Source organism: Shinella zoogloeoides, from assembly GCF_020883495.1.
Taxonomy (GTDB): domain Bacteria; phylum Pseudomonadota; class Alphaproteobacteria; order Rhizobiales; family Rhizobiaceae; genus Shinella; species Shinella zoogloeoides.
The window spans coordinates 1,199,356-1,220,551 of the sequence record NZ_CP086610.1; the positions used below are offsets into that span (position 1 = coordinate 1,199,356).

Sequence of the window (21,196 nt, forward strand, 5' to 3'; positions counted from 1 at the left end):
AAAAGAAAAGGCCGGGGCGAACCCCGGCCTTTCCTGAAGAACAAGTCTTCCGAGCGATTAGCGCTTGGAGAACTGGAACGAACGGCGGGCCTTGGCCTTGCCGTACTTCTTGCGTTCGACGACGCGCGAGTCGCGGGTCAGGAAGCCGCCCTTCTTCAGAACCGTGCGCAGGCCCGGTTCGAAGTAGGTCAGTGCCTTCGAGATGCCGTGACGAACGGCACCGGCCTGGCCGGAAAGGCCGCCGCCGGCAACAGTCGCGTCGATGTCGAACTGGCCGTCACGGGCAGCCGCGACGATCGGCTGCTGCAGGATCATCTGCAGGACCGGGCGTGCGAAGTAGGCTTCGAACGACTTGCCGTTGACGGTGATCTTGCCGGAACCCGGCTTGACCCACACGCGGGCAACGGCGTCCTTGCGCTTGCCGGTTGCGTAGGAACGGCCCTGGGCGTCAACCTTCTTGACGTGAACCGGGGCGGAAGCGGCCGGAGCTGCAGCGGCGACGCCGAGGTCCTTGAGCGAGGAGAGGTCGGCCATTATCAGGCGCTCCTTGTGTTCTTGCTGTTCAGCGCGGCGACGTCGAGAGCGACGGGCTGCTGTGCTTCATGCGGGTGGTTGGAGCCGGCGTAGACGCGCAGGTTCTTCATCTGGCGACGGCCGAGCGGGCCGCGCGGAACCATGCGTTCGACAGCCTTCTCGAGGACGCGCTCCGGGAAGCGGCCTTCGATGATCTGGCGAGCCGTGCGCTCCTTGATGCCGCCCGGGTAACCGGTGTGCCAGTAGTACTTCTTGTCGGAGTACTTCTTGCCGGTGAAGACGACCTTGTCGGCGTTGATGACGATGACGTTGTCGCCGTCGTCGACGTGGGGCGTGAAGGTTGCCTTGTGCTTGCCGCGCAGGCGGTTAGCGATGAGGGTAGCGAGGCGACCGACAACGAGGCCTTCGGCGTCGATGAGGATCCACTTCTTCTCTACCTCGGCGGGCTTCTGTACGAAGGTTGCCATAGGAGTAGCTCTTTCTTTAGGGTCCCGAGGCCTTGGGGGCGACGGGCGTTTCTTGTTGCTTGGTTTGGCCCCTTGCGGATGCCAAAAATCGAACGCGGCCCGTGGGGACCGCGATCTGGGCGGCTTATAAGCGAGAGCCGATTTGGCGTCAAGCTGCTGGTTTTGGGTGGCGCCAAAGATATATCAATAAAAACAGTGGCTTAATATTGTGGTATTTATATACCACAATTTATCGCGGCGGAATCGAATAGGTCGCGGTGGCATGGGCCACCAGATCGTCGTCGTTCTCGTCGAAAATCGAGGCTTCGACCACGGCCAGCCGCTTGCCGAGCTTGAGCACGCGGCAGGTGCAGGAGAGGGGGCCGGGTTCGGGCTTGCGCAGGAAGTTGATGTTGAGATTGGTGGTGACGGCAAGCGCCACGGGGCCGATATGGGCAAGAACCGCGCACCATGCGCCGACATCGGCGAGCGCGAAGAGGGTGGGGCCGGAGATCGTGCCGCCCGGCCGCAGGTGCCGCTCGTTGGGCATGAGGCGCATGACGACCGTGCCGGGGCCGACCTCCATCACCTCGAAGACCTTGCCGTCCGTGTGAAGCTGCGGAAAATCGGCTTCGAGGAAGCGGTTCAGCGCTTGCGGATCCATGATGGGCGTCAGTTGCATGGTCTTCGTCTCCTGTCGCCTGCTTTACAGACCGATTTGCGGGCGGCGGCAAGCCCTCCATAAGTTCAGGCGATGCGCTTGAAACCTGCCCTTGCGGCGCGTAGACCGCTCACGGACAACTGGAAGGAGACGGCGATGGCTGACGTGGTGTCGTTCAGGAAAGAGGAACATGCAGGGCCGGTCCGCATCGAGCGCGCCGAACCCATCCTGCGGATCACGCTCAACAATCCGCCGGCCAACGCTCTCTCCGTCGCGGTCATGGAAGCTCTCGGCGCGGCGCTCGACGCTGTGGCCGCCGACGAGGCCATCCGCGTCGTCGTGATCGCCTCGACGGGCAATGTCTTTTCCGCCGGCCACGACCTCAAGGAAATGACCGCGCACCGCGCGGATGCCGATGGCGGGCGCGCCTTCTTCGAGAAGACCGTGCGCATGGCGGCCGATATCATGCTGAAGATCGCCGCGCTGCCGCAGCCCGTGGTGGCCGAGATCGACGGCCTTGCGACCGCCGCCGGCTGCCAGCTTGTGGCGAGTTGCGACCTTGCCATCTGCACCGACACCTCCACCTTCTGCACGCCGGGCGTCAATATCGGCCTCTTCTGCTCGACGCCGATGGTCGCCGTCACCCGCGCCGCCCATCCCAAGCAGGCGATGGAGATGCTGCTGACCGGCGAGACGATCGACGCCTCCACGGCCAAGGATTTTGGCCTCGTCAACCGCATCGTGCCGCAGCAATACCTACGCCAGGTCGTCGACAAATACGCCGCCGTCATCGCCGCCAAGTCGCCGCAGGCCCTGCGCATCGGCAAGGCGGCCTTCCGCGCGCAGGCCGGCCTGCCGGTGGCCGATGCCTATGATCTGGCCGTGGCGACGATGGTGGACAACCTGTTCGCCGACGATGCGAAGGAGGGGATCAGGGCGTTCCTCGACAAGCGTATGCCGGAGTGGAACTGACGTTTTACGTTAGACGTACTCCGGAAAGCGGAGTATGCTTGGCGGATGATCAAGTCCATTGCGGATACCGCAACACGGCAGTTCATCGAAGCGGGAAAGTCCCGATATTCCGGGCTCGATCCAGGCAAGGCAATGGCGCGCCTGAATGTGCTCAACGCGGCGCGGAGCCTGGACGATATATCTCCCTTGCGCTCGATCGGACTTCACAAGCTGAGCGGTGATCGCAAGGGACAATGGGCCATGACGATCAACGGCCCGTGGCGTCTGTGTTTTCGCTTCGAGAACGGTGACGCCTACGATGTCGAGATCGTCGATTATCACTGAGGAGAAAGCGGATGTTCGAGGTTCATCCCGGTTCCATCCTGAAGGAAGAGCTTGAGGCGCGGCAGATGAGCGGCAATGCACTTGCGCTCGCATTGCGCATCAATTCCGGGCGGGTGTCGGAGATATTGAGCGGAAAGCGTGGGGTTTCGGCCGATACGGCACTTCGTCTCGGTCGCTATTTCGGCAACGACCCACAGTTCTGGCTTGGGCTGCAGGCGGCCTACGACCTTGCCGTCGCCCGGCGTGAGAGCGGTGAACGGATTCTGCTCGAGGTTTTGCCGGCCCAGACAGCGGCCTGATGCTTCACGCCAGCTTCAGCAGCAGCACGCCGCAGGCGATGACCGCGCCGGCGACGTAGCGCCAGACGCTTGCCTTCTCCTTGAGGATGACGACGGAGATGAGGAGGGCGAAGATGATGGCGGTTTCGCGCAGCGCTGCGACGGTGGCGACGGGGGCCTTGGTCATGGCCCAGAGCGCAAGGCCGTAGGAGGCGATGGAGCCGGCGCCGCCGAAGAGGCCGCGCGCCCAGTTGCGGCGCACATGGTTCCAGACCGTGAACCGGCCACGGCGCGCGACGGCCCAGGCGAAAAGCAGTACCGGCGGCAGCAGCGCCATCCAGAGCGTGTAGGAAATCGCATTGCCGGAGGCGCGAGCGCCCGCGCCATCCACAAAGGTATAGGTGGCGATCACCATGGCGTTGGCGAGCGCCAGCAGGATGGCGTTGCGGCTGCCGTGGCGCGCCTCGAAGGCGAGCGTCAGCACGCCGGCCGAGATGGTGAGCACGCCCGCCATGGCGGCTGGCGTGAGGTGTTCGCCGAGCACCACGCCGCTCGTCGTGGCGACCAGCAGCGGGGCCGCGCCGCGCATCAGGGGATAGACGAGGCCGATGTCGCCGGCCCGGTAGGCGGCGGCGACGAGCTGGAAATAGGCGAACTGCAGGAAGGCCGAGACGAGGATGAAGGGCCATGCCTCGGGTTTCGGCAAGGGCACGAAGGGCAGGAAGGCAAGGCCCACCGCGCCTGCGCCAAGCGCCACCATCGCCGCGTCGAGCGATTTGTCCGTGCCGGATTTGACGAGGGCATTCCAGGTCGCATGCAGGGCCGCGCCGAACAGCACGAGAAAGAGAACGTCTAGCGGCAATCTGGGACCTCGGAGGGGCAGGCATGCGGACGGGAAGGCCCTTTCATCCGCCCAAAGCAGGCGATTTGCAATCGGCAATTTCGCTCTTTGCGCCGCGTGGCCGCCAAAACCCGGAAATCTGTGCAGGTTTGGCACAGAAGCTGCGGGCGAGGGCGCTGGCGGGCGGTCGTCTTCTTTAAGATTTCGGGCTAGATTGGGGCGGTGAAGAAACGTGCGAGACGGTCGCGAATGCCGGAGGAGGCTGCGATGAACCACGATCACTATTCCGATGGCTACATCCGCCACATCCTGAAATCCGTGCATACCATCGCCGTGCTCGGCGCCTCGCCGCAGGACGGGCGGCCGAGCCATGGCGTGATGGGCTTCCTGCTCGGCAAGGGCTATCGCGTCATCCCGGTCAATCCGGGCCATGCCGGCAAGACGATCCTCGGCCAGACCGTCTATGCGCATCTCGCCGATATTCCCGAACCTATCGATATGGTCGACGTCTTCCGTGCGGCGAACCAGTTTTCTGCCGTGGTGGACGAGGTTATGGCGCTTCGCCCGCTGCCTTCCGTGATCTGGGGCCAGTTCACGGTGCGCGACGATGCCGCCGCCACGCGGGCGGAAGCCGCCGGCATTCAGGTCGTCATGGACCGTTGCCCGGTCACGGAATATCCGGTGATGATGCTCAAGGCGTCCTGAGCGCCCGATATTGACTTCACGCAGCGTTACCCCAATTGTCCGCGCAACAAACGGGGCAGCGCCATGAATCACGATTCCTATCCGGACTACTATATCGCCGATATCCTCCGCTCGACGAAGGTGATCGCGCTCGTCGGCGCTTCGCCGAACCCGGAGCGCCCGAGCTATCGGGTCATGGCCTTCCTGTTGCGCAAGGGCTACCGCGTCATTCCGGTCAATCCCGGCCAGGCCGGCAAGGAAATCCTCGGCCAGCCGGTCGTCGCCCGCCTTGCCGATATCGTCGAGCCGGTCGACATGGTCGATGTCTTCCGCGCCGCCGATGCGCTGCCGGCCGTGGTGGAGGAGGTGCTGGCGCTTTCCCCGCTGCCCAAGGCCATCTGGGGCCAGCTTTCGGTGCGCCATGACGAGGCGGCAGCCGCGGCGGAAGCGGCCGGTATCAAGGTGGTGATGGATCGTTGCCCGGCCATCGAATATCCGCGCCTCGTCGCCTGAGACTTTCCGATGCGCAAAGCGCTTCGCCGTGCCGTCGCTTTCACGGAAAATCTTTCTTTGACCGGCCTTTAACTCTCTGAAATAGTCGCCCCGAATTTCATTTTGGGAGGCTATTTATGACCAAGAACAAGCCCGGATTTTCTACGCTCGCCGTTCATGCCGGTGCGCAGCCGGACCCGACGACCGGCGCGCGCGCGACGCCGATCTACCAGACGACGAGCTTCGTCTTCAACGACACGGACCACGCCGCCTCGCTCTTCGGTCTCCAGGCCTTCGGCAACATCTATACCCGCATCATGAACCCGACGCAGGCCGTGCTCGAAGAGCGCGTCGCCGCGCTCGAAGGCGGCACGGCTGCGCTTGCCGTCGCCTCCGGCCACGCTGCCCAGCTCCTCATCTTCCACACGATCATGCGCCCGGGCGACAATTTCATCGCCGCGCGCCGGCTCTATGGCGGCTCGATCAACCAGTTCGGCAATGCCTTCAAGAGCTTCGACTGGCATGTGCGCTGGGCCGACACCGCCGATCTTGCGAGCTTCGAAAGCCAGATCGACGACAAGACCAAGGCGATCTTCATCGAGAGCCTCGCCAATCCGGGCGGCACCTTCGTCGATATCGCCGGCATTGCCGAGGTCGCCCATCGCCACGGCCTGCCGCTCATCGTCGACAACACCATGGCGACGCCCTACCTGCTGCGCCCGCTGGAGCATGGCGCGGATATCGTCGTGCATTCGCTGACCAAGTTCATGGGCGGCCATGGCAATTCCATGGGCGGCGTCATCGTCGACGGCGGCACCTTCGACTGGTCCGCCTCCGGCAAGTATCCGGCGCTTTCCGAGCCGCGCCCGGAATATGCCGGCGTGGTGCTGCACGCCACCTTCGGCAATTTCGCCTTCGCCATCGCCTGCCGCGTTCTCGGCCTGCGTGACTTCGGCCCCGCCATCTCGCCCTTCAACGCCTTCCAGATCCTCAACGGCATCGAGACGCTACCGCTGCGCATGCAGCGCCATTGCGACAACGCGCTCGCCGTCGCCACATGGCTGAAGGCCCATGACAAGGTCTCGTGGGTCAACTATGCCGGCCTCGAGACGGACCCGAACCATGCGCTGCAGCAGCGCTATTCGCCGAAGGGCGCGGGCGCCGTCTTCACCTTCGGCCTGAAGGGCGGCTACGAATCCGGCAAGCGCTTCGTCGAGGGGCTGGAAATGCTCTCGCACCTCGCCAATATCGGCGACACGCGCTCGCTCGTCATCCACCCGGCCTCCACCACCCACCGCCAACTCAGTGAGGAGCAGCAGACTGCCGCCGGCGCGGGTCCGGATGTGGTGCGCCTGTCCATCGGTATCGAGGACGCCGCCGATATCATCGCCGATATCGAACAGGCCCTCGCCAAGGCCTGATGCCAATCGGGCGGTCCTTTCGGGCCGCCCTTTTCTTTTCAGCGAATGGGTAAAGCATGAGCAAGGCGCAACTTTTCGACACCTCCGGCATCGAGGCGGAGGAGGGCCGTCCGGCCGCCGATCGCCTCATTTCCGGCGATCCGGTCTTCACCACCTGGAATATCGAGGAGGCCGAGGGCGGCATCTATTCGGGCATCTGGCAATCGACGCCCGGCAAGTGGCGCATCCAGTATGACGAGTGGGAATATTTCCACATCCTCGAAGGTCACTCCATCGTGACCTCCGAGGAGGGGGAGACGTTCCATCTGAAGGCAGGCGACCGCCTGATCCTGAGACCCGGCTTCAAGGGAACCTGGGAAGTCGTTGAAACGACTCGCAAGGACTACGTCATTCGCCTCTAGAGTTTGTCAGGTTCATTCTGAACCAGGCAAACTCTAGATTCCCTTGTTTTCGTTTGTCTTATCGGGAAAACCGGATTCCACTTTTCCCTGACAAACTCTCGTCACCAGGTCAGGTCCAGCGCCTCCAGCCCGTGGAAATGGTACACATCCTTGACCACGGGGGCCTTGGCGATCTTGAGGCCCGGCAGGCGCTGGAAGAGGATCGGCAGGGCGATGTTCAGCTCTAGCCGGGCGAGCGGCGCGCCGATGCAGAAATGGATGCCGGCGCCGAAGGAGAGGTTCGCGCCCTCGTCGCGATCCGGCTTGAAGGCGAGCGGTTCGCTGAACTTCTTGGGATCGAGATTGGCGGCCGCGAGGATCATCGCCACCTTGTCGCCACGGCGGAACTGGATGCCGTCGAGTTCCACGTCCTCGAGCGCGTAGCGCTGGAAGATATGCACCGGCGCGGAGATGCGCAGGCACTCTTCCACCGTGCGTTCCGTCGCCTTCGCATCGGCGAAGAGCACGGCCGGATCGGCGTCGTTTTCGAGGATGGTGCGCACGGCATTGCCGATCTGATGCACCGTCGCCTCATGGCCGGCATTGAGCAGCACGATGGTCGTCGAGATCAGCTCGTCCTCGGTGAGAAGCTGCCCCTTATGCTCGGTGTGGACCATGTGCGAGAGCAGGTCGTCGCGCGGCTCGGCCCGGCGCTCGGCGATGACGCCGCGCACATAGTCGGAAAACTCCTGCGCGGCCCTGTCGGCGGCAAGCTCGTCCTCGCGGGTGCGGCCGAACATGTACATGCGCACATAGGCATGCGACCATTCCAGGAGCTGCGGCCCCATCTCGTCGGGAATGCCGATCATGCGGGCGATCATCGTCACCGGCAGGATATCGGCGAAGGCGGCGAGCAGTTCGACGCGCCCGTCCTTCTCGAAGCGGTCGATGGCCCGGTGGCAAAGTTCCGCGATCTCCGGCGTCAGCCGCTCGATCGTGCGCGAGACGAAGGCGCGGTTGACGAGGGTGCGCAGCCGCGTGTGCTCCGGCGGCTCCAGCTCCAGCAGCGACCAGGCCTCGGCCGCATCGAAGTGCCGCACATGGTCCTGCGGTTCCGGCATGCCGAGTTCTTCCCGCGTCGCCACATGCAAAATCTGCCGGCCGAAACGGCGGTCGCGCAGCAGGCCGTTCACATGGTCGTAGCCGGTGAAATACCACTGCTTCTGCTCTTCCCACCAGAAGGTGGGACAGTGCGCGTGCAGCGCCGCGTAGACCGGGTTCGGATCGCGGTAGAAATCGGGATTGCGGCCGTCGAGCGAGACGCGGCGGCTGGCGGGATCGATGGAGAGGAAGGGGAGATGTGTCGTTGTCATGATGGCTATGACCTAGCGGATTTCACCCTGCCGGGAAAGCGGGACGATCCGCGTTCAACAGCCGCGTCACTGTCCGACCGCCACGCCCTCCCGCCGCGGGTCCGCGGCACCCTTGAGGCCGTCTGCCGTCAGTTCGATGGCGTGCAGGCCGGAGTTCAAGTCGCGGGCCTGCACCTCGAAGCCGAGCGCCTTTAAAGGTTCGGCCAGCTTTTCGGCGTCGGTGCCGGCTTCCAGGTCATAGGGGCCGAAGCGGTTGATGAGATGGGGCATGGCGACGATCTCGCCGACATCCATGCCCCAGTCGATATAGGCGATGAGCGCCTGGGCGACATAGCCGATGATCTGGCTGCCGCCGGGCGAGCCGATGGCGAGCAGCGGTTTTCCATCCTTCAGCACGATGGTCGGCGACATGGAGGAGCGGGGGCGTTTGCCGGGTTCGACGCGGTTGGCGACGGGCACGCCCTCGTCATGCGTCTCGAAGGAGAAGTCGGTGAGCTCGTTGTTGAGCAGGAAGCCGCCCGTCATCAGCCGCGAGCCGAAGCCGTTCTCGATGGTGGTCGTAATGGAGACGACATTGCCGTCCCTGTCGACGATGACGAAATGGCTGGTGGAGGGCAGTTCGATGGCGGCGTCGCGGCCGAAGTTGAGGGCATGGTCCCATTCCGGCTCGCCGGCCGTTACCGCGTCGGTCCCGAGCGCCCTGTCGCCGTCGAGCAGTCTCGCCCGCTCGCCGAGATAGGTTTTTGCGAGGAGGCCCTTGATCGGGGCCGGTACGAAATCGGTGTCGGCGAGGTAGCGGCCCCGGTCCGCGAAAGCGAGGCGTTGCGCGTCGCCGATCAGCCGCCAGCTTTCGGGATTGTCCCTGCCGAGCGCCTTGAGGTCGAAATTCTCCAGCATGCCAAGCATCTGGCCGATGGCGACCGCGCCGGAGGAGGGCGGTCCCATGCCGCAGATATCGAGCGCGCGGTAGCGGGCGCATATAGGCTGCCGTTCCCTTACCCGGTAGTTCGCAAGGTCTGCGAGCGACAGCACGCCGGCATTCTTGCCGGACATGCGCACGGTATCCACGATCGCCTCCGCGATGGGGCCTGTGTAGAAGGCGTCGGCGCCGCCCTTGGCGATGGCCGCGAGCGTTTCGGCATAGGCTGGGTTCCTGAGCACGGCGCCGGCCTTGATCGGCGCGCCGTCGGCGCCGAAGAAATAGGACGCCGTCGCTTCGAAGGTCTTCAGGCGGTCGCCTTCGGCGGCGACAAGGCTGGCGAGGCGGGGAGAGACGGAAAAACCCTCGCGCGCCAGCGTCTCTGCGGGAGTGAAGAGGTCTTTCCAGTCCTTGCGGCCCCAGCGCTTGTGCGCCTCCTGCATCAGCATGACGGTGCCGGGCGTGCCGACCGAGCGTCCGCCGACGACGGCGTCGAAGAACTCCATCGGCTTGCCCTTGTCGTCGAGGAAGAGCGTGGGCGTGGCATCCATCGGCGCCGTCTCGCGGCCGTCGAGCGTGACGATGCGTTTTGCTGCCGCATCGTAGTAGACGAGGAACGCGCCGCCGCCGAGGCCGGAGGATTGCGGCTCGACGAGGCCGAGCACGGTCTGGATGGCGACCATGGCGTCGATGGCGCTGCCGCCTTCGGCAAGGATTTTCTCGCCGGCCTGCGCCGCCAGCGGATGCGCGGCGGCGACCATGTGCTCGCGCGCCGTGACGACCTTCGCCGCCGCAAGGCCGGTCGCGCGTTCGGGCGCAATGGTGTCCGAAGCCTGCTGGGCGGGCGCAACCGTGGCGGTCAGCAGGAAAAGCCCGAGGGCGACGAGGGATCGTTTCATCGTGATTGCCTCCGCTGGGGCGGATATAGTGCAGGCATTTACGCGGTGGAGGCAAGGCGGATGGGGAATTCACCCTTTCTTCACCCTGCCGCCACTTGGGTCGACGCCCGGCTTGTGGAAATCCTTGTCTGCCGTTGCGTGAGTTAACCGCATTCTCGCATAGAGCCTCGCAAAACGTGGGGCCGTCTTGAAGTCCGATACCCTGACACTCTATGTAGGGAAGACGAAACTTGCTGATTCCCAACGCTTGGCGAGGGTTTCAGGGCCACTTGAGATGAAGGATTGATATGAGAAATCCCGTAGATACCGCCATGGCTCTGGTGCCGATGGTCGTCGAGCAGACCAACCGCGGCGAGCGTTCCTACGACATCTATTCGCGCCTCCTGAAGGAACGCATCATCTTCCTGACGGGTCCCGTCGAGGATCATATCGCAACGCTCGTCTGCGCGCAGCTTCTCTTCCTCGAGGCTGAAAACCCGAAGAAGGAAATCGCGCTCTACATCAATTCGCCGGGCGGCGTCGTGACCTCGGGCATGGCGATCTACGATACGATGCAGTTCATCAAGCCTGCCGTATCGACGCTCTGCATCGGTCAGGCCGCCTCCATGGGCTCGCTGCTGCTGGCCGCCGGCCACAAGGACATGCGCTTTGCCACGCCGAATGCCCGCATCATGGTCCACCAGCCCTCCGGCGGCTTCCAGGGCCAGGCATCGGATATCGAGCGCCATGCCAAGGACATCCTCAAGATGAAGCGCAAGCTGAACGAGGTCTATGTCAAGCATTGCGGCCGCACCTATGAGGAAGTCGAGCAGACGCTCGACCGCGACCACTTCATGAGCGCCGACGAGGCGAAGGACTGGGGTCTGGTCGACCGGGTCATCACGAGCCGCGAAGTGATCGAGGGGCCCGACGCCACGTAATCCCGATTGCGCTGCGGGGTCCGATGACACTCGACGACTACAACGCCTTCTGTGCTTCGCTCCCCGCCACGACGCATGTCGTGCAATGGGGCGGGGCGCATGTCTGGAAGGTCGGCGACAAGGTGTTCGCCATCGCCGGATGGAGCGAGGCGGAAGGGCTTGGGGTCACGTTCAAGGTGTCCGAACTCGCCTACGACATTCTGCGCGAGCAGCCGGGGTGCCGCCCGGCGCCCTATCTTGCCTCGCGCGGCATGAAGTGGATCCAGCGGCAGACGGGCGAATCGGTTGATGATGCGGCCCTGTGCGACTATTTGTTGGAAAGCCACGGTCTGGTGGCGGCAAAGTTGACGCGCAAGGCTCGCGCCGATCTCGGCTTGTGACGGGAGTGTGAAGGGCCTTACGCGATTGTAATGATCGCGGGGCTTTATCCTCGCCACAAAGCCGGTAATATTGGCCGTTAATGCTATGTTGATTTGTAACGGCATAGCATTCGGTGTTTAGACGGGGAATGCGTTGCAATCGGTTCAAGGGCGTCGCCCGGGCCGGTCAGTACCCCTGGAGCCTTTGAAGGGCGCAAGCGCTTCCGACAAGGGCGGTTTGAGTGGTCCGGCCATCTTGCGAGGGATGGGCGGCGTGCTGGAAGGAAAGTGATATGAGCAAGGTCAGCGGCAGCAACGGCGGCGACTCCAAGAATACCCTTTACTGCTCCTTCTGCGGCAAGAGCCAGCACGAGGTCCGCAAGCTGATTGCCGGACCGACGGTGTTCATCTGCGATGAATGCGTCGAACTGTGCATGGACATCATCCGCGAGGAGAACAAGACCTCGATGGTGAAATCCCGCGACGGCGTTCCCACGCCCCAGGATATCATCAAGGTCCTCGACGAATATGTCATCGGCCAGCAGCAGGCCAAGCGCATCCTGTCGGTCGCGGTGCACAACCACTACAAGCGTCTGGCGCATGCCGCCAAGGGCTCGGATGTGGAACTGGCGAAGTCGAACATCATGCTGGTCGGCCCCACGGGCTGCGGCAAGACCTATCTCGCCCAGACGCTCGCCCGCATCATCGACGTGCCCTTCACCATGGCCGACGCCACGACGCTGACCGAAGCCGGTTACGTGGGCGAGGACGTGGAGAACATCATCCTGAAGCTGCTGCAGGCGGCCGACTACAATGTCGAGCGCGCGCAGCGCGGCATCGTCTATATCGACGAAGTCGACAAGATCTCGCGCAAGTCCGACAACCCGTCCATCACCCGTGACGTGTCGGGCGAGGGCGTGCAGCAGGCGCTTCTGAAGATCATGGAAGGCACGGTTGCCTCGGTTCCCCCGCAGGGTGGCCGCAAGCATCCGCAGCAGGAATTCCTGCAGGTCGATACGACGAACATCCTGTTCATCTGCGGCGGCGCCTTCGCCGGCCTCGACAAGATCATCTCCGCCCGCGGCGAGAAGACCTCCATCGGCTTCGGCGCGACGGTCCGCTCGCCGGAAGATCGCCGCGTCGGCGAAGTCCTGCGCGATCTGGAGCCGGAAGATCTGGTAAAGTTCGGCCTCATCCCGGAATTCATCGGCCGTCTGCCCGTTCTGGCGACGCTGGAAGACCTCGACGAGGATGCGCTGATCCAGATTCTGTCCGAGCCGAAGAACGCGCTGATCAAGCAGTACCAGCGCCTGTTCGAGATGGAAGACGTCGAACTGACCTTCCACGAGGACGCGCTGCGCGAGATCGCCCGCAAGGCGATCGTCCGCAAGACCGGCGCGCGCGGCCTTCGCTCGATCATGGAAAAAATCCTGCTCGACACGATGTTCGAACTGCCGACGCTGGAAGGCGTTCGCGAGGTCGTCATCTCCGACGAGGTGGTGAAGGGTTCGGCCCGTCCGCTCTACATCTATTCCGAGCGCACCGACGAGAAGGCCAACGTTTCGGCCTGAAGAAAAGCCCTCCCCGAAAGGGGAGGGCTTCGACCGTCATTCGATGATGGTCATACGATCCACGTCGAAGTCGGTTTCCTTGACGCGATGGGTATCGACCTCGCCTTGCAGCCGCACCCGGGTGGTCTCCGAGACAGGCTGGGCGGGAAAGTCGTCGTCGTCGATCTCGACCCGGATTTCACCCGTATCGTCCGCAAAGAGATATTCCTCGTCCGCCAGCTTGCGGATGATCCTTCCCTCGATCGTCGCTTTCGTTTCGTCCTCGGCGCCGGCCTTGATGGCCTCGACGGTCATGGCCGGATATTTCGCATCTCCGCCCTGCTGCACATCCGAAGGGCCGGTGAATTGCGCCAGGGCGGCCCCGGCGGGAAGGGCGAGAAGGATGGCGAGGGTGGCGAAGACGGGTTTCGACATTTGCGACTCCTGAGTTTGCTTGCAATCGGGCATAATGCCGGTACGGGCCATTCGGGTCCACACCCTTGGCGGCCCCGCTGCATATCGGCCGTTGCGAAACGCGCCGCGCCGCGCGATTATGGAAGACTTCGATTCTGTTCTGCGTATGCTCCGGCAATGAATGCCGGGGGAAGGCCGTAAGTTCCGCGACAGCGCGGAAGACTAGACTTCCCATGTTGGTTCGTCTTGTTCGGCGCGGGGTGGGGCACCCCGGCGCCGGGCTTGAAAATGCGTTTGCCGCACGCCACTTGTGGATGGAAAAGATCGCCGGCCCGGTGCCCCAAGCACCGACAGGACCGGTTCCCGGAAACGGGACGTTTGAAAGGAAATGACATGACGAAAAAGACGTCTGCGCCGCACGATTCCACGGCCTTCCCGGTCCTGCCCCTGCGCGACATCGTGGTGTTCCCGCACATGATCGTGCCGCTGTTCGTCGGTCGCGAAAAGTCGATCCGCGCGCTGGAAGAGGTCATGGGCACCGACAAGCAGATCATGCTTGCCACCCAGATCAACGCTTCCGACGACGATCCGGAGACCGACGCCATCTACCGCATCGGCGCCGTCGCCAATGTTCTCCAGCTCCTGAAGTTGCCCGACGGCACCGTCAAGGTTCTGGTCGAGGGCCGCGCCCGCGCGGAGATCGACGGCTATACCGATCGCGAGGAGTTCTACGAGGCGCTGGCCCATGTGCTGCCCGAGCCGGAGGAGGACCCGGTCGAGATCGAGGCGCTGTCGCGCTCGGTCGTCTCCGAGTTCGAGAACTATGTGAAGCTCAACAAGAAGATTTCGCCGGAAGTCGTCGGTGCCGCGAGCCAGATCGAGGATTACTCGAAGCTCGCCGACACGGTCGCCTCGCACCTGTCCATAAAGATCGTCGAGAAGCAGGAAATGCTCGAGACGACCAGCGTCAAGCTGCGCCTCGAAAAGGCGCTCGGCTTCATGGAAGGCGAAATCTCGGTTCTGCAGGTCGAAAAGCGCATCCGCTCGCGTGTCAAGCGCCAGATGGAGAAGACCCAGCGCGAATACTACCTCAACGAACAGATGAAGGCGATCCAGAAGGAACTCGGCGACGGCGAGGACGGCCGCGACGAGATGGCCGAACTGGAAGAGAAGATCGCCAAGGCCAAGCTCTCCAAGGAGGCCCGCGAAAAGGCGGATGCCGAGCTGAAGAAGCTGCGCCAGATGAGCCCGATGTCGGCGGAAGCCACGGTCGTGCGCAACTATCTGGACTGGCTGACGGGTATTCCGTGGGGCAAGAAGTCGAAGATCAAGACCGACCTCAACGCTGCGGAAAAGATTCTCGACGAGGATCATTTCGGTCTCGACAAGGTCAAGGAGCGCATCGTCGAATATCTCGCCGTGCAGGCCCGCTCGACCAAGATCAAGGGTCCGATCCTGTGCCTCGTCGGCCCTCCGGGCGTCGGCAAGACCTCGCTCGCGAAATCGATCGCCAAGGCGACCGGCCGCGAATATATCCGCATGGCGCTCGGCGGCGTGCGTGACGAGGCCGAAATCCGCGGTCACCGCCGCACCTATATCGGCTCGATGCCCGGCAAGGTCATCCAGTCGATGAAGAAGGCGAAGAAGTCCAACCCGCTCTTCCTGCTTGACGAGATCGACAAGATGGGCATGGACTTCCGCGGCGACCCGTCTTCGGCCCTGCTGGAGGTGCTGGACCCGGAACAGAACTCGACCTTCATGGATCACTACCTGGAAGTCGAATACGACCTGTCCAACGTCATGTTCGTGACGACGGCGAACACGCTGAACATTCCCGCGCCCCTGATGGACCGCATGGAAGTGATCCGCATCGCCGGCTACACGGAAGAAGAGAAGCTGGAAATCGCCAAGCGGCACCTGCTGCCCAAGGCGATCCGCGACCACGCGCTGCAGCCGAAGGAATTTTCGGTCACCGACGGCGCGCTGATGGCGGTCATCCAGCAGTACACCCGCGAGGCGGGCGTCCGTAACTTCGAGCGTGAACTGATGAAGCTCGCCCGCAAGGCGGTGACCGAGATCATCAAGGGCAAGGCGAAGAAGGTCGAGGTCACGGCGGAGAACATCCACGATTTCCTCGGCGTTCCGCGCTTCCGCCACGGCGAAGCCGAGCGCGAGGATCAGGTCGGCGTCGTCACGGGTCTTGCCTGGACGGAAGTCGGCGGCGAGCTGCTCACCATCGAAGGCGTCAGCCTGCCGGGTGGCAAGGGCCGCATGACGGTCACGGGCAACCTGAAGGACGTGATGAAGGAATCGATTTCGGCGGCGGCATCCTATGTCCGCTCGCGCGCCGTCGATTTCGGCATCGAGCCGCCGCGCTTCGACAAGACGGACATCCACGTGCACGTGCCGGAAGGCGCGACGCCGAAGGACGGCCCGTCGGCCGGTATCGCCATGGCGACCGCCATCGTTTCCATCATGACCGGCATCCCGGTCTCGAAGGACATCGCGATGACGGGCGAAGTGACGCTGCGCGGCCGGGTTCTGCCCATCGGCGGTCTCAAGGAAAAGCTGCTCGCAGCGCTTCGCGGCGGCATCAAGAAGGTGCTGATCCCGGAAGAGAACGCCAAGGACCTGGCGGACATTCCGGACAATGTGAAGAACAGCATGGAGATCGTTCCGGTCTCCCGCATGGGCGAGGTGATCGAGCATGCGCTGCTGCGCCGGCCCGAGCCGATCGAGTGGGACGGCACGCTTGAAGCGGCCAAGGTCCCGCCGGTCGAATCGACCGACGACGGCGCTGGCGCCATCGCGCACTAGGCTCTTTTGGACGCCAAACTGTGAAAGACCGGCCTTCGCGCCGGTCTTTTTCGTTGAAAAGCGTGTGTAACCCCCGGATTCTCAGGCTTTCCGGGCGAAATATTCTTGCGAGGCGAAGGCCGATGCGTATTCTGCCCCCGACTTGTATGAGTCGTTTCAAACCGTAAGAAAGGGGTGGAAACATGAACAAGAATGAACTCGTATCCGCAGTGGCTGAGAAGTCCGGCCTCTCCAAGACGGACGCAGCATCTGCTGTCGACGCCGTTTTCGAGACGATCCAGGGCGAACTCAAGAACGGCGGCGACGTTCGTCTCGTCGGTTTCGGCAATTTCTCCGTGTCGCGTCGCGAAGCTTCGAAGGGCCGCAACCTTTCGACCGGCGCCGAGATCGAGATCCCGGCTCGCAACGTGCCGAAGTTCTCGGCCGGCAAGGGCCTGAAGGACGCCGTCAACGGCTGATCCTCAGTTCGGGCAGAGCGGTTATCCACTCCGCCGCCAATCCTGAAATTCAGGGTCGGGGGTCCGGTTTTCCGGACCCCTTTTTATTTGCGGGGACGTGCGGGCGCATTGTCATGCGGCTGTAACACGAAGGCCTCAGAACCGCCGGGTTCCAATCGACCGGATTCCGGAGGCATTCATGAAGACCCGTTCGCTCACCGCTGCGCTGGCAGCGGTTCTCGCCGCATCGGTGGCCCCTGCCGCCAGCGCCGAGCCTGTATTCAACCGCATCGCATCCTTCGCCGTTGCCGGTAACCTGCCGGAAGGCGTGGACCGGGCGACGCCGAGTTCGTCGGAAATCATCGCCGCATCCGAGGACGGCAACACGCTCGTCTATTCCGACAGCCCCAACAAGGCGGTCGGCTTCATCGACATCACCGATGCGAAGGCCCCGAAGGCCGGCGGTTCCGTCGCCTTCGACGGTGAGCCGACCTCCGTGGCCTTCGCCGCCGGCAAGGCGCTTGTCGCCGTCAACACGCGCGAAAGCTTCGTCAAGCCGTCCGGCATTCTCGCCCAGGTCGACGTCGCTTCGAAGGCAATCGAAGCGACCTGCGATCTCGGCGGCCAACCGGATTCCATCGCGCTCAACAAGGACAAGACCCTTGCCGCGATCGCCATCGAGAACGAGCGGGACGAAGAGGTCAATGACGGCGACCTGCCGCAGATGCCCGCGGGCGATCTCGTTCTGCTGTCGCTGAAGGATGGTGTCGTCGATTGCGGCTCGATCCGGCACGTCGCCCTGACGGGCCTTGCCGAGGTTGCCGGCGAAGACCCGGAACCCGAATTCGTCTCCTTCAACAGCCTCGACGAAGTTGCCGTCACGCTGCAGGAGAACAACCATATCGTCATCGTCGATGGCAGGACCGGCGCGGTGAAGAGCCATTTCTCCGCCGGCACCGTCAGTCTTGAAGGCGTCGACACCAAAAAGGACGGTGCGCTGAAGTTCACCGGCAAGGTCGAGGAAATCGCCCGCGAGCCGGACGCCGTGAAGTGGCTGGACGACGACCGCCTCGTCGTCGCCAATGAAGGCGACTGGAAGGGCGGCGCCCGCGGCTTCACCATCTTCGACAAGCAGGGCAAGGTTCTCTACGAGAACGGCGCGGCCTTCGAGCGCGAGATTGCGAAGATCGGCCACTACCCGGACAAGCGCAACAAGAAGGGCGTCGAGCCGGAAGGTCTGGAAGCGGCGAAATTCGGCGAGGACAACCTGTTCTTCGTTCTGGCCGAGCGCGCCTCCATCGTCGGCGTCTACAAGGATACCGGCGCGGAGCCTGAGCTTCTCCAGCTCCTGCCCTCGGGCATCGCGCCCGAAGGCGCGGTCGCCATTCCGGGCCGCAATCTCCTCGTGACGGCCAACGAAGCCGATCTTGTCGAGGACGGCGGCGCGCGCTCGCATGTCATGATCTATGAGCGCGCGGAAGGGGAGGCTGCCTATCCGCAGATCGTCTCCGGCGAGAAGGACGGCGAGCTGATCGGCTTCGGCGCGCTTTCGGGCCTTGCTCCCGTCAAGGACAAGCCGGGCATGCTCTATGCCGTCAACGATTCCTTCTACGCCGCGCAGCCGACGATCTTCACGATCGATGCAACGGCCAAGCCGGCGAAGATCGTCGATGCCCTGCGCATTACCCGCAACGGGGCTCCAGCGCAAAAACTCGACAGCGAAGGCCTGACGCCGGATGGCGAGGGCGGCTTCTGGCTCGCCAACGAGGGCGATGCCGACAAGCTCTATGCCCATGCCATCATCCACGTGAACGAAAAGGGCGAGATCGACAAGGAAATCGCCATTCCCGCCGAGCTGCGCGCCGGTGAAAAGCGCTTCGGCTTCGAAGGCATCACCCGCGTCGGCGAAGGCGACGACACGGTGCTCTGGATGGCGATGCAGCGCGAATGGGGCGACGACGATAAGGGCTTCGTGAAACTTGTCTCCTACAAGCCTTCCGACAAGGAATGGGGCGCGGTGCGCTATCCGCTCGACAAGACGGAAAGCGGCTGGGTCGGCCTTTCGGAAATCAGCGCGAACGGCGATCATGCCTATATCATCGAGCGCGACAACCTCATCGGCGAAGCCGCGAAGCTGAAGAAGCTCTACCGCGTCGCGCTTGCCGACCTGAAGCCCGCCAAGCTCGGCGGCGACCTTCCGGTCGTGAAGAAGGAGGAGGTCCGCGACCTCATTCCGAACCTCAAGGCCACCAATGGCTATGTCGTCGACAAGGTGGAGGGCTTCGCCATCGATGCCGCCGGCAATGGCTATGTCGTGACCGACAATGACGGGGTCGACGATTCCTCGGGTGAAACGCTGTTCTTCGGCATCGGCCCGATCAACGCGATGTAATGTGCCGGAGGACGCGTGCCGCAAATGAAAAGGCCGGGATCGTGAGGTCCCGGCCTTTTCTGTTCTGTTGCGGCCCGGCTTAGCCGACGGCCTGCAGGGAGCGCGTGGATGCCGCCGCGGACGGGTCGCCTGCGTTCTGGTCTCTTTCCCGTTGCAGCTCTTCGGTCTTCTCGCTGAGACAGCGGATGATTTCCTTCATATGCTGCTTCTGGTCGTCGGTGAGGACGTTGAAGATCGCCTCGATCGTCTTGTGCTGCGGCTGCTGGGCGGCCGAAATGACCGTCCGGCCCATATCCGTGATCGAGACGATCTTGGCGCGGCGGTCCTTCGGGTCCGGCTCGCGCATGACGAGCTTGTCCCGTTCCAGACCGTCGATCGCTTCCGTCACCGTGCGGGGTGCGAAACCAAGCGCGCAGGCGATATCCGTCGACCGCTGCGGTCCCTGGCATTCCAGAAGAAGCAGGAACTTGCTGCGGGCGAGCGACACGCCTTCGTCCATCATGCACTCATTCACCAGGCGGCTCACCTGATGGTAGAGTTTGAACATGCCTTGGGAGATTTCTATCGTGCTATTCATGAGGGGAAATATAGGTATTATGAGGGACCATGTCAAATGATCGTGATGTATTTCGCTGTTCTCGATCATAGATATTGAACGATACCTGTAAATGCGACGGGCGGGGTCCCGGCGTGATTTTCCCGTCTCTTCTTTCGCTTTTGCGGTAAGGGGCGATTCTTTCCTGCATAACCTGCCCGCGTCTTGCCGGATGCTGCTGCAAGCATTGACCCGGAGAAGGGCGGAGGCGATGGTCCGGCCATGCCTTTCCGCTTCATCCATACAGCCGACCTGCATCTCGATTCGCCGCTCGCCTCGCTCGCCCTGCGCAATGCCGATCTCGGCGATCTCGTGCGCGGCGCGACGCGCAAGGCGCTGGAGCGCATCGTCGATCTCGCCATCGCCGAAGAGGTGGATATGGTGATTGTCGCGGGCGATCTCTACGATGGCTCGCAGACCTCCATGGCGACCGCGCTCTTCCTGATGGCGGAGATGCGGCGGCTGGAGGCGGCGGGCATCCGCGTCTTCATCATCCGCGGCAACCACGATGCGCAGTCGCAGATCACGCGCGAACTGACCTTTCCGCCGAACGTGCATGTCTTCGACGGGCGCGGCAAGCCGGTGAAGGCGGGCGCGCTTGCGAGTGGCCGGGAGGTTCACGTCCACGGCATCAGCTTCGCCCAGCCGCACGCGCCGAACTCGCTGCTGCCGGCCTTCCGCGCGCCGGTGCCGGATGCCGTGAATATCGGCCTCATGCACACCAGCCTTGCCGGTGCGAGCCGTCACGATCCCTATGCGCCGGTCGGCATTTCCGACCTTGCGGCGCATGGCTTCGATTACTGGGCGCTCGGCCATATCCACCAGCGCCGGGTGCATTCGCAGGCCCCATGGATCGTCATGCCCGGCAATCCGCAGGGAAGAGACATCAACGAGGGCGGGCCGAAGAGCGTGACGCTCGCCACCGTCGCCGAGGACGGCACGATCTCCTGCGAGGAGCGCCCCGTCGCCATCGCGGTCTTCGAGCGGCTTTCCGTCGATCTTTCCGGCATCGAGGACTGGCATGGCATGCTCGACCGCGTCGAGACCGCCCTTGGCGCGGCGAAAGCCGCCGCCGGTGCGCATCTCGTCGCCCGCCTGTCTTTGACGGGAACGACGCCGCTTGGCTGGCGGCTGCGGCGCGACGAGGACCTGCTTTCCGGCGAACTGCAGAACCTTGCCGCCTCGCTCGGCGATTGCTGGATCGAGGCGGTGGAGCTGGCGGTGGTCCAGCCGCAGGCCGTTACGGAGGCCGATGCCGGCCCGCTGGCGGAACTGGGCCGCCTGATGCATGACGATGTTGCGGCAAGCCACGCCTACCGCGAGGAACTGCGCGAGACGCTGGGCGATCTCCTGCGCCAGCTTCCCCGGGAGGCGCGCAGCCTGCTTGCGCCGGACGAGGCGGCGGAGGAAGCGCTGCTCGCGGAGCTTGCCCTTCACGGCGCCGACGCCGTGCTTGCCCGCCTCGGCGGCGAGAGCGGGAGGGCATAG

The 21,196-nt window shown here is 63.6% G+C and carries 22 protein-coding genes; 14 read left to right on the top strand and 8 right to left on the bottom strand.

The genetic code is table 11. The annotated features are described in order from the left end of the window. Window positions 1-57: 57 nt before the first annotated feature. From rpsI to K8M09_RS06030, 3 genes are all read right to left on the bottom strand, one after another. The gene (rpsI, locus tag K8M09_RS06020; RefSeq protein WP_160784798.1) at window positions 58-534 is read right to left on the bottom strand and encodes a 30S ribosomal protein S9; all 477 of its coding nucleotides are present in this window, start codon (window positions 532-534) and stop codon (window positions 58-60) included. Between the two features lie 2 nt (window positions 535-536). Then, entirely contained in the window at window positions 537-1,001 is a 465-nt protein-coding gene (rplM, locus tag K8M09_RS06025) for a 50S ribosomal protein L13 (RefSeq protein ID WP_119258742.1), read from the bottom strand. Between the two features lie 229 nt (window positions 1,002-1,230). Continuing rightward, the gene (locus K8M09_RS06030) at window positions 1,231-1,662 is read right to left on the bottom strand and encodes a PaaI family thioesterase (protein ID WP_160784797.1); all 432 of its coding nucleotides are present in this window, start codon (window positions 1,660-1,662) and stop codon (window positions 1,231-1,233) included. Between the two features lie 135 nt (window positions 1,663-1,797). Here K8M09_RS06030 and K8M09_RS06035 point away from each other — a divergent pair, with 135 nt between their 5' ends. The 3 genes from K8M09_RS06035 to K8M09_RS06045 are packed head-to-tail and all read left to right on the top strand — an operon-like array spanning window position 1,798 to window position 3,236. Further along, window positions 1,798-2,613 (top strand): enoyl-CoA hydratase, encoded by an 816-nt coding sequence (locus K8M09_RS06035; RefSeq protein ID WP_160784796.1) that lies wholly within the window; start codon window positions 1,798-1,800, stop codon window positions 2,611-2,613. 45 nt (window positions 2,614-2,658) lie between these two features. Further along, entirely contained in the window at window positions 2,659-2,937 is a 279-nt protein-coding gene (locus K8M09_RS06040; RefSeq protein ID WP_160784795.1) for a type II toxin-antitoxin system RelE/ParE family toxin, read from the top strand. A gap of 11 nt (window positions 2,938-2,948) precedes the next feature. Next, the gene (locus tag K8M09_RS06045) at window positions 2,949-3,236 is read left to right on the top strand and encodes a HigA family addiction module antitoxin (protein ID WP_160784794.1); all 288 of its coding nucleotides are present in this window, start codon (window positions 2,949-2,951) and stop codon (window positions 3,234-3,236) included. A 4-nt stretch (window positions 3,237-3,240) separates the two neighbouring features. Here K8M09_RS06045 and K8M09_RS06050 read toward each other — a convergent pair whose 3' ends face one another. Continuing rightward, window positions 3,241-4,077: an EamA family transporter gene (locus tag K8M09_RS06050; RefSeq protein ID WP_160784793.1), complete on the bottom strand. Its 837-nt coding sequence runs from the start codon at window positions 4,075-4,077 to the stop codon at window positions 3,241-3,243. A gap of 246 nt (window positions 4,078-4,323) precedes the next feature. Between K8M09_RS06050 and K8M09_RS06055 the strand changes: the two genes are divergently transcribed. From K8M09_RS06055 to K8M09_RS06070, 4 genes are all read left to right on the top strand, one after another. After that, window positions 4,324-4,761, top strand: coding sequence for a CoA-binding protein (locus K8M09_RS06055; RefSeq protein WP_160784792.1), 438 nt, complete (start codon window positions 4,324-4,326; stop codon window positions 4,759-4,761). A gap of 63 nt (window positions 4,762-4,824) precedes the next feature. Then, on the top strand, window positions 4,825-5,253 hold the full coding sequence (locus tag K8M09_RS06060; protein WP_160784791.1) for a CoA-binding protein: 429 nt from the start codon (window positions 4,825-4,827) through the stop codon (window positions 5,251-5,253). 116 nt (window positions 5,254-5,369) lie between these two features. Next, a complete protein-coding gene (locus tag K8M09_RS06065; protein WP_160784790.1) occupies window positions 5,370-6,653 on the top strand; it encodes an O-acetylhomoserine aminocarboxypropyltransferase in 1,284 nt (427 codons plus the stop codon). A 56-nt stretch (window positions 6,654-6,709) separates the two neighbouring features. Then, window positions 6,710-7,054 carry a cupin domain-containing protein gene (locus K8M09_RS06070; protein WP_160784789.1) on the top strand — a complete coding sequence of 115 codons (345 nt, stop codon included), beginning with the start codon at window positions 6,710-6,712 and terminating at the stop codon, window positions 7,052-7,054. Window positions 7,055-7,155: 101 nt separating this feature from the next. On the opposite strand, the gene K8M09_RS06075 is transcribed toward K8M09_RS06070, so the two are convergent. After that, window positions 7,156-8,406, bottom strand: coding sequence for a cytochrome P450 (locus K8M09_RS06075; RefSeq protein WP_160784788.1), 1,251 nt, complete (start codon window positions 8,404-8,406; stop codon window positions 7,156-7,158). Window positions 8,407-8,472: 66 nt separating this feature from the next. After that, window positions 8,473-10,224 carry a gamma-glutamyltransferase gene (ggt, locus tag K8M09_RS06080; protein ID WP_160784787.1) on the bottom strand — a complete coding sequence of 584 codons (1,752 nt, stop codon included), beginning with the start codon at window positions 10,222-10,224 and terminating at the stop codon, window positions 8,473-8,475. Between the two features lie 287 nt (window positions 10,225-10,511). Here ggt and clpP point away from each other — a divergent pair, with 287 nt between their 5' ends. The 3 genes from clpP to clpX all read left to right on the top strand — a co-directional run bounded on the left by clpP (window position 10,512) and on the right by clpX (window position 13,074). Beyond that, window positions 10,512-11,144, top strand: coding sequence for an ATP-dependent Clp endopeptidase proteolytic subunit ClpP (clpP, locus tag K8M09_RS06085; RefSeq protein ID WP_160784786.1), 633 nt, complete (start codon window positions 10,512-10,514; stop codon window positions 11,142-11,144). Window positions 11,145-11,167: 23 nt separating this feature from the next. After that, entirely contained in the window at window positions 11,168-11,524 is a 357-nt protein-coding gene (locus K8M09_RS06090) for an MmcQ/YjbR family DNA-binding protein (RefSeq protein WP_160784785.1), read from the top strand. Window positions 11,525-11,796: 272 nt separating this feature from the next. Further along, entirely contained in the window at window positions 11,797-13,074 is a 1,278-nt protein-coding gene (clpX, locus tag K8M09_RS06095; RefSeq protein WP_160784784.1) for an ATP-dependent Clp protease ATP-binding subunit ClpX, read from the top strand. A gap of 36 nt (window positions 13,075-13,110) precedes the next feature. Here the strand turns inward: clpX and K8M09_RS06100 are convergent, their stop codons facing one another. After that, window positions 13,111-13,488 (bottom strand): YgiW/YdeI family stress tolerance OB fold protein, encoded by a 378-nt coding sequence (locus K8M09_RS06100; protein ID WP_160784783.1) that lies wholly within the window; start codon window positions 13,486-13,488, stop codon window positions 13,111-13,113. 372 nt (window positions 13,489-13,860) lie between these two features. Here K8M09_RS06100 and lon point away from each other — a divergent pair, with 372 nt between their 5' ends. The 3 genes from lon to K8M09_RS06115 all read left to right on the top strand — a co-directional run bounded on the left by lon (window position 13,861) and on the right by K8M09_RS06115 (window position 19,113). Further along, the gene (gene lon, locus K8M09_RS06105; protein ID WP_160784782.1) at window positions 13,861-16,284 is read left to right on the top strand and encodes an endopeptidase La; all 2,424 of its coding nucleotides are present in this window, start codon (window positions 13,861-13,863) and stop codon (window positions 16,282-16,284) included. 182 nt (window positions 16,285-16,466) lie between these two features. Beyond that, entirely contained in the window at window positions 16,467-16,742 is a 276-nt protein-coding gene (hupB, locus tag K8M09_RS06110) for a DNA-binding protein HupB (protein ID WP_023516583.1), read from the top strand. A gap of 178 nt (window positions 16,743-16,920) precedes the next feature. After that, on the top strand, window positions 16,921-19,113 hold the full coding sequence (locus K8M09_RS06115; RefSeq protein ID WP_160784781.1) for an esterase-like activity of phytase family protein: 2,193 nt from the start codon (window positions 16,921-16,923) through the stop codon (window positions 19,111-19,113). 79 nt (window positions 19,114-19,192) lie between these two features. On the opposite strand, the gene K8M09_RS06120 is transcribed toward K8M09_RS06115, so the two are convergent. Beyond that, entirely contained in the window at window positions 19,193-19,660 is a 468-nt protein-coding gene (locus tag K8M09_RS06120) for a MarR family winged helix-turn-helix transcriptional regulator (RefSeq protein WP_229342175.1), read from the bottom strand. A 270-nt stretch (window positions 19,661-19,930) separates the two neighbouring features. On the opposite strand from K8M09_RS06120, the gene K8M09_RS06125 reads away from it, so the two are divergent. Further along, entirely contained in the window at window positions 19,931-21,196 is a 1,266-nt protein-coding gene (locus K8M09_RS06125; protein WP_160784779.1) for a metallophosphoesterase family protein, read from the top strand.